12 protein-coding genes are annotated in these 14,535 nt (G+C 59.4%); 5 read left to right on the forward strand and 7 right to left on the reverse strand.

Annotation, left to right across the window (positions count from 1 at the left end):
* Positions 1-81: 81 nt before the first annotated feature.
* The gene (locus Q7U39_18035; GenBank protein ID MDO9119861.1) at positions 82-768 is read right to left on the reverse strand and encodes a hypothetical protein; all 687 of its coding nucleotides are present in this window, start codon (positions 766-768) and stop codon (positions 82-84) included.
* A gap of 403 nt (positions 769-1,171) precedes the next feature.
* Here Q7U39_18035 and Q7U39_18040 point away from each other — a divergent pair, with 403 nt between their 5' ends.
* From Q7U39_18040 to Q7U39_18060, 5 genes are all read left to right on the forward strand, one after another.
* A complete protein-coding gene (locus tag Q7U39_18040) occupies positions 1,172-2,278 on the forward strand; it encodes an FAD-dependent oxidoreductase (protein ID MDO9119862.1) in 1,107 nt (368 codons plus the stop codon).
* Between the two features lie 221 nt (positions 2,279-2,499).
* On the forward strand, positions 2,500-3,135 hold the full coding sequence (gene tmpT, locus Q7U39_18045; GenBank protein MDO9119863.1) for a thiopurine S-methyltransferase: 636 nt from the start codon (positions 2,500-2,502) through the stop codon (positions 3,133-3,135).
* A 12-nt stretch (positions 3,136-3,147) separates the two neighbouring features.
* On the forward strand, positions 3,148-4,221 hold the full coding sequence (locus Q7U39_18050) for an alkene reductase (protein MDO9119864.1): 1,074 nt from the start codon (positions 3,148-3,150) through the stop codon (positions 4,219-4,221).
* Between the two features lie 67 nt (positions 4,222-4,288).
* Positions 4,289-4,945, forward strand: a complete 657-nt coding sequence (locus tag Q7U39_18055) for a glycerophosphodiester phosphodiesterase (GenBank protein MDO9119865.1) — start codon at positions 4,289-4,291, stop codon at positions 4,943-4,945.
* A 198-nt stretch (positions 4,946-5,143) separates the two neighbouring features.
* Entirely contained in the window at positions 5,144-5,566 is a 423-nt protein-coding gene (locus Q7U39_18060; GenBank protein ID MDO9119866.1) for a hypothetical protein, read from the forward strand.
* Positions 5,567-5,601: 35 nt separating this feature from the next.
* Here the strand turns inward: Q7U39_18060 and Q7U39_18065 are convergent, their stop codons facing one another.
* From Q7U39_18065 to Q7U39_18090, 6 genes are all read right to left on the reverse strand, one after another.
* Entirely contained in the window at positions 5,602-6,009 is a 408-nt protein-coding gene (locus Q7U39_18065; GenBank protein ID MDO9119867.1) for a globin, read from the reverse strand.
* A gap of 145 nt (positions 6,010-6,154) precedes the next feature.
* The gene (locus Q7U39_18070; GenBank protein MDO9119868.1) at positions 6,155-7,195 is read right to left on the reverse strand and encodes a HAMP domain-containing methyl-accepting chemotaxis protein; all 1,041 of its coding nucleotides are present in this window, start codon (positions 7,193-7,195) and stop codon (positions 6,155-6,157) included.
* Positions 7,134-7,826, reverse strand: coding sequence for a hypothetical protein (locus Q7U39_18075; GenBank protein ID MDO9119869.1), 693 nt, complete (start codon positions 7,824-7,826; stop codon positions 7,134-7,136). The genes Q7U39_18070 and Q7U39_18075 overlap by 62 nt, the downstream gene beginning before the upstream one ends.
* Before the next feature lie 435 nt (positions 7,827-8,261).
* Positions 8,262-13,139 carry a multicopper oxidase domain-containing protein gene (locus tag Q7U39_18080; protein MDO9119870.1) on the reverse strand — a complete coding sequence of 1,626 codons (4,878 nt, stop codon included), beginning with the start codon at positions 13,137-13,139 and terminating at the stop codon, positions 8,262-8,264.
* 389 nt (positions 13,140-13,528) lie between these two features.
* Positions 13,529-14,179: a CHASE3 domain-containing protein gene (locus tag Q7U39_18085; GenBank protein MDO9119871.1), complete on the reverse strand. Its 651-nt coding sequence runs from the start codon at positions 14,177-14,179 to the stop codon at positions 13,529-13,531.
* Positions 14,180-14,252: 73 nt separating this feature from the next.
* A partial coding sequence (locus Q7U39_18090) for a nitrate oxidoreductase subunit beta (GenBank protein MDO9119872.1) occupies positions 14,253-14,535 on the reverse strand: 283 nt, incomplete at its 5' end.

Consider the following 14,535-nt stretch of genomic DNA (forward strand, 5'->3'; position numbering starts at 1 on the left):
CAATATCCGCGGCCATTCCTACCGGCTCAAGGAGAAGCTCAAAGCCGGACTCGTGCGGGTGGACGACGCCTCAACGGCGACCTAACCAGGGTGGGGAATTTTCGATGACCATAACTGGGGAAATTTGGGTGACCCTTGACACTCATTTCGCGTCGCTCCGTCCAGCAACAACCAGGCCCCCAACGCCGGGGTCAGGAACGTCACGCTGTAGAGGTGGGCGTGGAAGGCATCCAACTTCCACGGCCAGAACCACGAGGCGGCCTCCGGCGCGACCAATAGTGCCACGCCATAGGCGCCGAGCGTGACGATCAGCGTCCACAGCGCGGCTCTCAGCGCGCCGCGAGGGGGAGCGCCGGGTTGAGGCCGTGGCCACGTGCGATAGCACCACAAATGGACGCCGGCATTGACGCACACGCCGATGTAAAGGATGAACCATATCCACGCTTCGGGGCGGTGCAGATCGAAGCGATCCAGATGTACGAATGAATAGGCCGTCACCACCAGGGTGAAGATGAAGATCATCGGGGTCACGACACGCGCCGGTGACCAGCGACCGGACCGGGCCTGTAGGAAGGCGGCGACGAGCGCTGCCGTGTACAGCGCACCCAGATAGCGCAGGTTAAATGGTGCCAGCTGCCACGGCCAGAACGGCGCCATGACGGGCGGATACAACAGGAGGCCGAGGCCTGCCCACACCAGTATCACCACCTCAAGCCAGGTCACTCCGAGCAGCACGCTGCTGATGCGTGGATTCGTGTCGCTGTTCATCCGGTATACCTCGCGCTTCGAAATAGAACTCCAGGAGCACTCTTGCTGCGAATAATTTGGCCGCCGAAGATTACGCCTTCCCCCCTGAGAAAGCACCCCGCCGTCCGATAACCAACGGTCACAATGACGCCATCTGCCGGATAAAGAAGATGCGGCAGTCTCCGTTCCATGATTCATCTCTGGCCAACCTCATCCCTGCAGCATGCTATCCGTTCGTCAAAAACTTACCTTGCCCCTAGCAACCCCCGCACTGCATCACCTTCGCCATTGACACTCACGCCCCAGAAACGTAGCTTGAGCCCACTTCGCCTTCTCTTTAACAAAGAGGGTGTCACGAATCTGATACCGCTAGTGGGTGCCCTTCCTGATGTCCGAATCTGCCTGCAGGAATGAAGAGAAGCTGATGAAGCACGAGATCCGAACGTCGGTTGCCATTGTCGGAGGCGGGCTGGCGGGCTTATACGCCGCACGGCGGCTTCATGCGCTTGGCATCGGCTTCCACCTGTTCGAGGCCCGTGATCGGCTTGGCGGTCGCATTCTCTCCGCCAACGACACGGGCCACTCTTCGAATGATGGCTTTGACCTTGGCCCTTCATGGTTCTGGCCGGAGATGCAGCCCGGCATGGCGACTCTCGTTAAAGAGCTGGGTCTTGCGACCTTTCCCCAACAGAGCGATGGCGATATGGTCGTTGAAAGGACGTCTCGTGAGGAGCCGCGACGCTATCAGGGAATGCCACAAGAGCCTCGCTCAATGCGTGTTGCCGGTGGCACCGGGGCATTGATTGCAGCCCTTTCCGATAGGCTCCCCCAAGAAGCCTTACGGCTCGGCATGCGGGTGCGCCATGCGACGCTCAACAACTCCGATGTCCTCTTAACGATCGTAGCCCCCGACGGGGCTGAACAGGAAGTCGCAGCAGAGCAGGTGATCTTCGCGCTTCCCCCACGCCTGCTCGCGTCATCGGTTACGTTCACGCCGGGCATCGAATCAGCCACAGTCACTCATTGGCGCGACACGGCGACATGGATGGCGCCGCACGCGAAGTTGTTCGCGCTCTACCAACAGCCCTTTTGGCGCGAAGCCGGTCTGTCTGGAACGGCGCAAAGCCAGGTAGGCCCGCTTGTCGAAATCCATGATGCCACCACTGCCTCGGGCATGCCGGCCCTTTTTGGATTTATTGGGGTAGGCGCGGATCAGCGAGCCGCTATGGGAGAAGACGCTCTGACGCATGCGTGCATTGAACAGCTCACTCGACTCTTTGGACCGGAGGCCGGCCGTCCCCGCGCCACGCTCATCAAAGACTGGGCCGCAGATCCTTTCACGGCGACGGCAGACGACCGATCACCGAGCGCGCATCCCGAACCCACGCAAACGCCCTGGGTGACTGGTATCTGGAAAGGCCGGATCTTTCTTGCCGGCAGCGAAACCAGCGCCACGGCGCCCGGCTACCTGGCCGGAGCCATTGCCGCAGCCGAACGGGCTATAACTGAACTACACAGTCGCAGGAAATAGTTGGGTGCAGGCTTGAGGGGAAACGAAGGGGATGGGAGTCTTTCTGATTACTCAATGCGATGGACTCACCACCCACCGGGCCTCCTGACATTCGAGAACCTGCATCAGCGCCTCAGCTCATACGCCTGGCTTTCACTCTTCCCTCGCCTTGCCTCTCTCAGCCTCGGCCCTTTAGGATGGCGACGGAAGCACTGCGACCGCACACACACTGAGGGATTCGCATGGAAGCAAGTTTTTGGCATAACCGATGGCAAACAAATCAGACCGGATGGCACGAGAGCGCTATCAATCCTCTGCTGACCGCCCACTTTCCGTCCCTGAACGTGCCTCCGGGCGGGCGTGTCTTTGTGCCGCTCTGCGGGAAGTCGCTCGATCTCGGCTGGCTGCTCTCTCGCGGCTATGCGGTCGCCGGGGCGGAACTCAGCGAGTTAGCCGTGACCCAACTCTTTGCAGAGCTTGGCATGCAACCGAGCATCTCGGACATCGGCAAGCTCAGGCTCTTTCACGGAGAGAAGATCGACATCTTCGTGGGCGATATCTTCGACCTGTCTCGCGAGATCCTCGGCCCCGTCGACGCGGTCTATGACAGGGCCGCGCTGGTCGCGCTGCCGGAGACCATGCGGCCCCGGTACACGACGCATCTCAAGGCCATCACCGGGGTGGCCCCTCAACTCGTCATCGGCTATGAGTACGACCAAACAGTCGTGGCAGGGCCTCCGTTTTCCGTCACCTCCGACGAGCTCCGTCGCCATTACAGCGGCGACTATACCCTCAAGCTGTTGGCCCGTCTTGAAGTCCCCGGCGGACTCAAGGGCAAATGCCCGGCAACGGAACATATCTGGCGGTTAACCAAGTAGGAGCAGATCGCAATGACCACGTTGTTTATGCCGTTGCAGGCGGGGGATATTTTCTTGCCCAACCGCATCGTCATGTCCCCTCTCACCAGGGCAAGAGCCGGGACGACACATATTCCCAACGACATGATGGTGGACTATTACTCCCAACGGGCCTCCAGCGGACTCATCATGACGGAATGCACCATGGTCGATGCCCATGCCTGCGCCTTCATCGGTGAAGGCGGCATCTACAGCCCGGCGCACGTGGCCGGGTGGAAACGGGTGACCGACGCCGTGCATGCCAAGGGCGGCCGCATCTTCATGCAGATCTGGCATCCCGGCCGTGCCGCGCACTCATTGTTGAACGAGGGCGAGCAGCCGGTCTCCAGCAGCGCCAAGGCGATCCGCAATGAGATGACCCATACCCCTCAGGGTGATAAGCCCTACGAAATCCCTCGCGCACTCCGCACCGACGAAATCCCTCGATACGTTGAGATGTTCCGGCTCGCCGCGCAGAACGCCAAACAGGCCGGCTTCGACGGGGTGCAGATCCACGGCGCCCACGGCTATTTGATCGACAACTTTCTGCGCGACGGCGTCAACATACGCACGGATACCTATGGAGGCTCTATCCCCAACCGTGCTCGGTTTCTGCTAGAGGTGACCGATGCGGCCATCAACGTCTGGGGCGCCGGACGAGTCGCCGTACGGATCTCCCCCCTGGTCCCGTTCAATGACATGGTCGACAGCCGGCCCGAAGCCCTGGTGACCTATGTGGCGCAGGAGTTGAGCCGGCGAAGGATCTCGTTCCTGGAAATCCGGCACGAGGACCACGCGCTGCCTGATGAGCAGGCCATTCTGGCGGTTGCCCGCAGGCATTTCCAGGGTGCGCTGATGAGCAACGGAAGCTACACACGCGAGAGCGGGGAATTGACGGTGGCACGCGGAGCGGCCGATGCGATTGTGTACGGGCGTCCGTACATCGCCAATCCGGACCTGGTCGAACGTTTCGGTAAACAGTCTCCGCTAAATGCAGTCAACTACGATCGGCTATATGGAGGCGGGCCAGACGGCTACAGCGACTATCCTGCCATGGCTGCGCGCTGATACCTATCATTGAGCCGAATACGGCGCCTATTCGGCTCGCCTTGAGAAGGGGGAACGCGGAGACATTATGCTGTGCTTGTGCCACCGTGGTTATCACGCACTCGCTCCTGAAAATACGCTCGATGCCTTTGAGGCTGCCATCGAGTTAGGAGTCGACGGTCTCGAAACCGATGTTCAACTGTCGGGAGACGGGATACCCGTCATGTTTCACGACCGGCTCTCTCCGGATGGGCGGCTTGTAGTAGACCTATCCAGGAACGAGTTAAGCAGACTCGTTGGATACGCTGTTCCCACGTTGGCTGAAACGTTGCTGCTGCTCGAGAAGTCGCCTCGGCGATTTCTTTGGAATTTTGAACTCAAACACCCGAACGTCGCAGCTCCGGCTATGGCCGCCATCACCCCGTATCTTCACTCGGCCAATATTTTAATCAGTTCGTTTTGGCATGGCCTGATCGGCAGCCTTAGCGCCCCGGATCTGCGCTGCGCGATCATTCTTGCTCACGCTCCCCTCCCGTTCGACTCCCGGCCATCATGGATCCCTGCCCCTAACAATGTTGACACGCTTGTCTGGTGCTTCGACCGAGCGACCCCCGAGGGCCTCTCCCAGGCGAGGCAACTTGGTTTTCGAAATTTTGTGTATGACGCGGTCACGGCGGCAGATCACGCGCAGCTGGCAGAGTGGGGAGCGGATGGAGTCATCACGGATTATCCCGCATTCAGATAAACTGCACCCGCTGTTGCACTTCCGCATGGCCAAGAGACCACACCCCGGCGACACCTTTCTCCAAGTCTTTCTGTGGCTCATGAAGATGGTCGCCCACCGGATGAGGTACATCCTGGCAACTCTCCCAATTGGTCCGTCGCAACAACACGCTCCGTGCTATAGTCGCAGTAGATGATTCTGTCTGCCCAGGGAGTGACCATGCTGACACGATTCTGCGCCCTTCTGTTGTGCTGTGGGATTCTGGCCGCTTGTAATCGGAGCGATGAATCAGGGTCGAAATCGGCGGCGGATTGGGCGAAGGCCGGCGAGACTGACGGCTACGGCTACTATGCCGATCACGCCAGCATTAAGCAGGCAGATGAGATAGTGACGATGTCCGATCTCTTCGACTACAAGATCGCGCGAACGGAAGGCGGTGGGGCCCCTGCCCTTTCCAAGAAAACCGATCGCGGATATGACTGCCAGAATCAGAAGAGCCAGCCGCTCAAGACGACTTGGTATTCCGGCCAGATGGGAACCGGTAGCGTGGTGCGGTCCAGCGGAGATAGCGACCAATTGACGCCGGTCATGGCAGGCTCGCCGACCGCAGCACTCATCAAAATCGCCTGCGGTAAGCCCTAGACGATTACAACGGGCTGAGCTCGATACCTCCGTCCTTACGCCGCTTTCGTCCCCTGCATCATGAGGTAATGCACCCCGGCGTGGAGGGCCCTCCGCCATTCGGCTTCGACTTCAGGGGTGCACTCAGAGTCGAATTCCTTGACGGTCTTGACCAGGCTCGTGATCCACAACTCATAGAGCCGCGCGGTCACATTCATTCGTCTGGGGCTGTGCGACTCGGCGAGACGATCCAAACAGGCCGTTCCGACCGGCTTCCCCTCCAGATGCATCAGGAGCATCGACACGCCCTCGCGCAGCAACGCCTTCTGCTTGGCAAAGTTCGTCCTGGCGAACATCGGGCGGATCGCCGGATCACTGGCAAGGAAGATCTCATAGAACCGGTCGAAGAATGCAGGATGCACACAGCAGCGACCATAACTGGCAACGACGTCTGTAATAGGCATGGCATTTCCTCGCGGTCTAGGCTCTCTCTTATTTTTTCGACACGTTCACATGAGGCTCGGGACAAACCCATGGGTCTGGAGTATTTTCTACGAAGACGCGGGGTTCAGGAACCATTTCCTTCGCACCCGTTGAGACCCCGACCGCTCATGAGTGCGGAGAAACCGGGTTCGCTCCGGATACCTGAAAAACACCGACGACGTCCTGCAGTTCGATCGCCATCTGACTGAGATCCTGACTGGCCTTGGCCGATTCGCCGGCGCCGGATGCCGATTCCCCGGTCACTCGCGCCACATTGTCGATATCGCCGGCGATCTGTTGCGTAGCCACCAATTGTTCCTCGGACGCGACGGCGATATGCCGGATCATATCCGCGCTCTGCGACACCATTTGCACGATCTGCGCGAGCGCCTCACCGGTCTTGTTGGCCATTTCCACACTGATCGCCACCTTCCGTGTCCCGTCCTCCATGGACTCGACCGCGCCTCGCGAATCCTGCTGAATCTTCCGGATCATGTCTCCTGTTTCTTTGGTTGCCTTGGTCGTCCGTTCGGCCAGCTTGCGGACTTCGTCTGCGACAACCGCAAACCCCCGCCCCGCTTCCCCCGCACGAGCCGCTTCAATTGCCGCATTCAACGCCAACAGATTCGTCTGATCGGCAATATCTTCGATTGTGGAGACGATGGCGCCGATCTGATCCGACGAATTCCCCAAGGCCCCGATAATCGTGGCGGAGTTTGCCACCGACTCGGAAAGATGCTGCATGCCGGCGATGGTTTCGGACACGACCGAACCCCCATTTTTCGCCATCGCCACGGTTTCCTGCGCGAGACTGGCTGCTTTGCCAGAGCTGTCCGCAACCTGACCGACCGTGGCATTCATTTGCTCGACCGCGGACGCGGCCTGGGAGGCCCGGGCTGTCAACTGATGGCTTCCTTTAGAGATTTCATCAGCCGTGGGGGACAACTGCACTGAAGCCGACGCCACCTTGTGCGTGACATGCACCACTTTCCCGATAAGGCTCTCAAGCGCATCGAGCAATCGGTTCGTCGACTGACAGAGCCGTGCGATCTCGTCCTTCCCGTGCACAGGGATCCGTATGCGCAAATCGCCCGCGGCAATCGATTCAAAGCGGGATTCGATCGTGGACAATGCTCCGCTGATCCGCCGGGCTATGAGCACACCCATGACCACCGCGGCTCCCAATGAGCATCGCCACAAGCACCACATGATTGACTCGGTCCTGAACGATAGTCGATGCCCGCTCTTCCTGCTGATGCTGCCAGGGCACCGCGGCTGTCACGACTTGATCGATCGCGGCGCGATGTTCGCGATAACGTGCGCTCAACACCCCGGCGGCCAGGGTACGAGCCTTGGGCAGGTCGCCGGAGAGGAGGGCCGGAACAAATTCGCGGTCCCGCGCGTTGAGAAACGCGATGCCGGAGGCATAGGAATCCACCACCAATGCCTGCTTCATCTTCCCCTCTGCCAACGTATCCGACCAATAGCGATGGCGACTTTCGTATTCGCTCCGGAGCAGCTTGCCTCTCTCGATCAATTGGTTGACGACCTCCCGGTCGGTTTCCTGTAACAGCTGCAAGATGAGGAGATAGGACTCCACGAGATACAAGGGAGGGGGAAGCACATCCGCCACCAGATCTTTCGTCCCGATAATCTCTTGATAGACCGGTCCGTTAATCTTGACCGCTTCAAGAGCGGAATGCGACATCGCCAATCCAATCGCCAGCGCGAACACGAACGGGCCAGCCAGCAACGCCAGCTTTAGCCGTATAGACAGACGGTCGAGCAACACGGTCATACGCTCCCCTCAAGAGCTCTCGCTCATCGAAACCGAGGATCCGGAAACTTAGCGCATACCGTCTATCGGCATGTTTCCGCTCGATCTTAAGCAGTTGTACTCTCGGCTGGCCTTTGGCGTCGGTTCGAAAACCGGGACTGAAGAACGGGGCGTTTGACTTAATCCAGTATGATCCAAGCCGTTTCCACAACGCGTCCCCTAACTTAGCTTCACAACCACCGTCACTCCGCCTGCGTTGTGCATCGCCGCGCACCTGAGCGGGTGCTGGCAATGGTGAGGTCGAACGCGCGCGCGTTGATCCAATGCACGATAGCTCCGTCGATAATGAAGAGACTGGCCGCGCCCAACGAGAAGATGCCTTGCCCTGGGGCACGAGGGGAAGCCCGCCAAACCGGGCTACCCCTCGTCCATTCTCAAAAACCAAGTCGCAACCGTCTAGTTCCCAACCGCTGCGACCGGTTTAGCTTCGACGGAAGAGGTCATGTCCGCCTGCTGCGTACCAGCCCGGGCCTGGGCTAACGGCTTAATGCGCTGGTCGCCGGGCGGCAGCACGCGCAGATAGCCCCACTGTCCCGACTGTGAATAGGGCAAGCGCTGATTGCTCCAGACGTAATCTCCCTGCATGCGGAACGGCCCGCCGGCGCTCGGGAGAAAGGCATCGATCGATTCCGATCCGGCAAACTCCACCACGCTGATCATGTCCGCCCCGCGCATGAACGGCTCAATCGGCCACTCGTGCCGCTCGACGCTGAACATGCCATTCTGCTCGTTGCTCGCGCCGAACACATGGATACGGACCGGATCGCCCGCATGAGCCTCAATGATAGGCGTCGCAGGATCTTCCGCCTTGTCGGCGACGCAGGGTTGGAACATCTTGCCAAGGGTACAGCCGTTTCCTTCCCGGAATTTGTACGGCTCCGCCCGGTAGTTCACCGCGGTAAGCCCGGCGGTATTCTGTACATAGGGCATGAAACTCGTCCCGATGATGTTGTCCTCGTCCTGGAAGAACAACGCTACATCGCGATAGTTCGTCCGATGTTCGTATCCTTGGATCGTTCGATCCACGATGACGTCGGCCGCCCAGCTGTTCTTGTTGGACAAGTCCGCGCCGGTCCTCGGATCCCGGTACTGCGCGCCCTTTGGACCGATCACCACCGCCCCGTAGAGCCCGTTGCGCGGATGGGTCATCACATTGCCCCAATCCCACACCAACGAAGCGGTTTCGCCAAGGAACGGGTCCGCATAGTAGGTATAAGTCCGGTTCTCGCCCGGCGCAACCGTCTGATCGCCAGGATTGTTGCCGACGTTCGCCCCGAGCGAATCCTTGGGATCAAACGTCAGCCCGATGGCCGAGAAGGACGCCCGCCCTTCTTTCATCCGGTTCGTCAGCTTCACTTTGATGCAGTCCCCCACATTGGCCCGCAACGTGAGCGGCATCGGCTGGAGGCCTGCGGCCACCGTCGCGACTTCCTCCTCCAACGCGTAAATCTTCGCGTTCGGATTCGTCATCTGAATCGTCCGTTCAAAGTCGATCTCGATAGAATCAGGCGCTTTGGGGTTCAGCCTCATCGAGGGATAATCCATCGCCACGACGTTGAAGCTTTTCACCGGAGCCTCCGACGGGCACACTGCCGGCGGCTTCGGAATTTCATTTCTCCGGCTGTAGCCCGCAGGCAGTTTCTGCAGGTCCGCAGACTCCTTGTCCAGTACCCGCATAATGCCCCAGGCTCCCTCGGAGAACTTAGAAGCGCGTCCGTTGAAATGAATATAGTCGCCCGGCTGGAGTCGCGGACCGCCCGCTTGCGGCACGACCAGATCGTAGCGTTCGGCGATGCCGATATGAATGGAATTCTTCCGGTTGGCGTCTCCCGCATAGCGCTCGGTGAGATACGTGTGACCGGAAAGCGTCCAGACCATCGTCTCATTCGCCATGGTTTGCAGCAGCCGGAACACCACCGTGTCTCCCAGATAGGCCCGCACCATCGGCGTATAGGGATCGCCGTGGGTTGCACTACTGAAGAGCTTCGACGCATCCGGATTGGCCGTCAGACGGCCCGCGATCGGCTCGGCCTTGAAGTTCAAGCCGCCGCCCGTCGTATGGGTCCCGCCGTTGAGGAAGGCCATGGGCGTCATCGGAATATGCTCCGGCATCGGGAAGGAAATCGTCTTGCCCGCCTCCAACGCCACTTCGATGGGCTGCCCCGGGGGATTGCCGGCGGTGACGATGTTGACGGTATGCGGCACCGTGTCGTTCAATTGGACCATCAGCTCCCGGAAGCTTCCGTTCACGCCGTAACCCACCGGCTCGGCCGTCCGGATGTCGGCGATCGGACCGCTCCGGATCGGCTTGCCGGTCTTCGGATCATGGTAGGTCGAGCCGACCGGCTCAATGATGATGGTGCCGAAACCGCCATGCGGCCACGTGACCCGACCCAGCGCATGGTCATGCCAGAAGACCGTCCCGACGTCGGAGTCCACCCAGAACCGTTGCCGGACGAACTCCACTGTCACGATATCCTTGACCGGGTGGCCGTACTTTAACGGCCTGTGGAGGGTAATCTGATTACCCGTGACGGATTTTACCCGGCCGATCTCATTGCCCTCGACGTTATCCGCGCCGATCAGAATCTCCACATTGGGCTGATATTGCGCAGCGTTCTTGACCGTGATGACTCGGTCGCCCTTCTTGGCCGCTTTCGTGAAGACGGTATTCATCGGCAATGGCAGACCATGGTTCACCTTTTTCTCCATCATCGTGAACGGCCGCACCGATTGCTCGTACGAAAATCCGGTGATGACGCCATCAGAGGATTGGTTGTCGAACTGCAGGAAATGCCAGTGCGTATTGATCTTGGACGCATGGAAGTTAATGTGATCGTCGTCCTCCCATTCGCTGGTCAGCATCCAATCGATGCAGTCATAAATATTGGCGCGCACGACCAGAGGGTATTTGACGTCGCTGTTCCGGACCTTGGCTTCCTCCTCGTGCAGCACGTAAATCAGTCCATCTCTGTCCACGATCGCCGGCGTATCGCCCTGCTTCTCAGCCAGCTTCATCGGGGTCTGAATGAAGTGGACGTTGTACTTTTTCGATCCGGCATTTTCCGGACACATACTCCAGCGGCCATTTTCACCCGGTTTCGCCGGGTAGGAACTGGGCAAGCCGTCCTCGTCGAGATGAATCATGTCCAGCCATGGGGAAGGATTATGGTTCTGCGAAAACGGTACACGCCGCCCGAAGTGCGGCTTCAGATGGGGCCAGGCCACTTTACCCGTGGCCGACTCGAAGACAATCGGCAGCCGCTGGCCGGGGGTCGCTGATTGATAACGGGGATTCGGGATGGCGTTTTCCCGTTCCGTCATGGCCCGACTCCCCTGCCAGGCCCAATCCAAAACACTCGCGTCGTACGAGAGGGTTTGTCCCTTTTCATCGTTCTTATGACCGGGCTTGCCCTGCGGCGGCAACTGCATGGTCACCCAATCTTGGATCGTGACAACAGCCGGGTAGGCTTTCCAATCGGTCTTGCCTTTCTCGATGATCCGGAACTGCTTACCGAACCAATCGACGGTCTTGCCGATCAGTTCATCCGAGTTCACGCCGTTCTTCAGACGACCGGTCCGGTCCGGCAGCTCACGCAGATCGGGCATCGGATCGTTGTGATGCTCGCCCTGCTGCAGCGTGTTGTACACACGCCAATAGCCCCACATGCCGGCGATATAGTGATGGGCAACGTGGCAGTGAAACAGGAAATCACCGGCCAATTGCTGGCAGAGGCCCGAGCCGCACTCTGTTTCCAGATCCATCGTCTCCGACGGCCCGATTACCTCGACATCGACACGGTCGGATTTCGTCCGGATGACCGGATATTTGACCGGCCCGTTCTTGGCGGCATGCCAGAGAGGCATCTCGTCGATGGCGCGGGGGCTGCGCGGCCACCGGATAGAACCGCCGTGGGGATGGTGGGAGTGGAACACTTCGGAGCCGCCATGGACCAGGCGGAATTTCGCGGGGTCGCCGAGATAGCTGCGCGGCACGGTCGTCGCGGGATCGCCGAACGTATAGGCGCTGTAGGCCATGGACTCGTCTTCAAAGCCGAAATACTCGTGCTGGGCCTGCATGTTGTCGACGCCGAAGGGCTCGCTTCGATAATTGACGGCTCGGGCCACCGGCCGATAGACGTCGGTCAAGGGATCGCGCTGCGGAAGAAAATCGCCTTTCTTGTTGAGCGGACGGAACGCCTCATCGCCGACTTCATGATAAATGATGACGAACTCCCGGAAATCAGGCCCCATGCCGTTTTTGATGATCGCCTGCCACCCGCTCTTCATGGCCGTCGGTTCCCCGATCCCCAGCGGGTCGAGATATTCGGAGCCTTTCGGCTCAATCACGAACGTGCCGAAGAGGCCCATGACCGTCAATTCCCGGTCGTTGCTGTACGAATGGAACTGCCGTCCGCCTTCCTGCTGAGTCGGCGGGATGTACCACTCCAGATCCACGGCCTTTCCTTTGGCCGCGATGCTGTCCGGATTCGTCGTCGTCGCCGGCTGCCCCGTGGACGCGATGATCATGCTGGAGCCGTGAATATTGAGGCTGACTTCCTCACCGCCATCCAATTGATTGCGTAGCGCAATCTTCACGCAATCGCCCTGGTTTCCCCGGATGACCAGCGGCTGGATCCATTGATTCTGCAAGCCGTTCTTCACCGCGCCCGGTTCGTAGCCGTCCTTTTCACGGGAGTCGCGGTTCTTCGTTTCCTCTTCGCGCACCTTGTCGAGGTTCTCGGTGAGCACGTACATGTAGCCGGGATAGAAGTCGAGCCACATGTTCAGGGAGATTTCGACGTTGATCGCGGAGATATCGTACTGCCGGACCGGAGCCGCTGCGGGACAGCGCCCACCTATCGTCGAAACAGGTTCCACGCCGGAATTCGACATGAGCAACACGTCCTGATTACCCGCACCGTACTGATGCATCATGTTCAGGTTGTTGTAATATCCGCCGGTACGCTGCTCGGCCAGATCCTGCTCCATCTGCTGCATGACGCGGTGGTGCTGGAGTTCCATCATCGCGGTGCGCTCAGGGCGGCCCTCCATCACATCCTCGACGATGGTTTGTCCTTTGAGCCGCTCGGCCCAGGCCGTTTCCGGCGCGTGCTCCGCGGCTCCCTGATGCGCCGCATGTTGAGCCACCGCCTCGTCACCGGCCAAGGCGAGACCTACGGTGCACACAATGTTTGCCATTGTCCGATGATATGGGACCAGCCTCCGCATCATAATGTCCTCTCCCTTTCCGCTCTTGATTGATCGATCCATGCCTCTATCGTCGAGTGCGTGCCGGCAACCCGACGTGCCTGCCTGCGCCCTGTTGACTACAACTCTGCGCCAACCGCTTCTGCTCCGTGCCGTAATCCTGCTTTCGCACGTCAGGCCTCCTCGCGGCGGCCTCTTGTACGTTTCCTGCTCTTGGGTTATGCGGAGGAGATCAGCAACTGGCGTGCCGCACTGCCGAGCCACCCGGGTACGCAAAGAGACGCGACAATACTGGCAGATCGGCTGGGTAAAGGAATCGGCGAAGGAGGAGCGTCGCAATCAGTCGCGATAGTCCGCAGTTCACCGCGAAATATCGCGGGAGGAGTCTGTACCCTTCATTGGTGAACTCATAGGATCAGGCCCGGGTCAGATGGCTCGACGAATAACCACGGTCATTTCAGGCAGGTAATTGCGCGAGGGGCAAAGACCGCTTCGGACAGGCATCGTGCCAAGCGGTTCATGCCCATACCAAGAACGAGGGCGCCAAGTGTCGTTGCTGCCAGGATCAGAGGGGCCCACATCCGCACGTCCTCCCGATCCTGCATGGTCTCTTTGTCGTGTTCGGCCATTCTGTATTCGACCTCTTCAAACGCCAGGGCTATGGTGTTTTCCAGCTCCAGCCCTTCTCCCATTCGGATATAGCTCAAGACATCTTCTTCTCGCCCAAGAACGAGATCCAGCGTGAGCCGCCGTTTTGTCTCAAGCAGCTCTTCCACCTTCCCGGTGAGAACTTGAACGCGGGCATGGAGATCCCGCCAGGGAGCCGTGATGGCGACCAGACGGTTCACAAGACCAGGGATGTCGTATTCGGCGGCGACCATGGGTTTTACGAATCTGCCTTCTTTCGTCAAGGCATAGCCGCGAAAGCCGTTGTCCACATCGGCGACGAGACGTTCGAGTCGAAGCAGTTCCTGCTTGATAAGCCCATAGCGGTCCCGATCATCGTGTACGGACTGCCATCGATTGAAAAACCCTGCCTGGATTGCGAGGATCACGGACAGCATTGTTACTAAGAGGAAGCTCAGTACTATTTTGCGCTTCATAGGGTTGGCCATTATCGGCTGTGCCTCTGTCCGAGTTCATGGGAGGGAATCCCCCCCATGAACTCGAAAGATCCTACAGCCAGGTTACGCGCTCGGCCGGCCGAATGTAGATCGGCTCTTCGACCTGAATACGCGCCACTTCCTTGCCCGACTTGTTGAAGCCCAGCACGGTATCGTTATACATCTCGAAACGCTTACCGTGGATCTGGGTCTCGAACACCTTCGGACCAGGGATGACGTCGTACCGGAAGACGATCTGCTGACTGGCTCTCCAGAGCTGGAGGACCGCCAACAGTTCGCGGCTGGGCACGAGATACTTCTCGATGGCGTTGTCCACGCCCGGGCCAAACATCTGC

This window comes from Nitrospira sp. (assembly GCA_030653545.1).
In the GTDB taxonomy this organism is placed as follows: domain Bacteria; phylum Nitrospirota; class Nitrospiria; order Nitrospirales; family Nitrospiraceae; genus Nitrospira_D.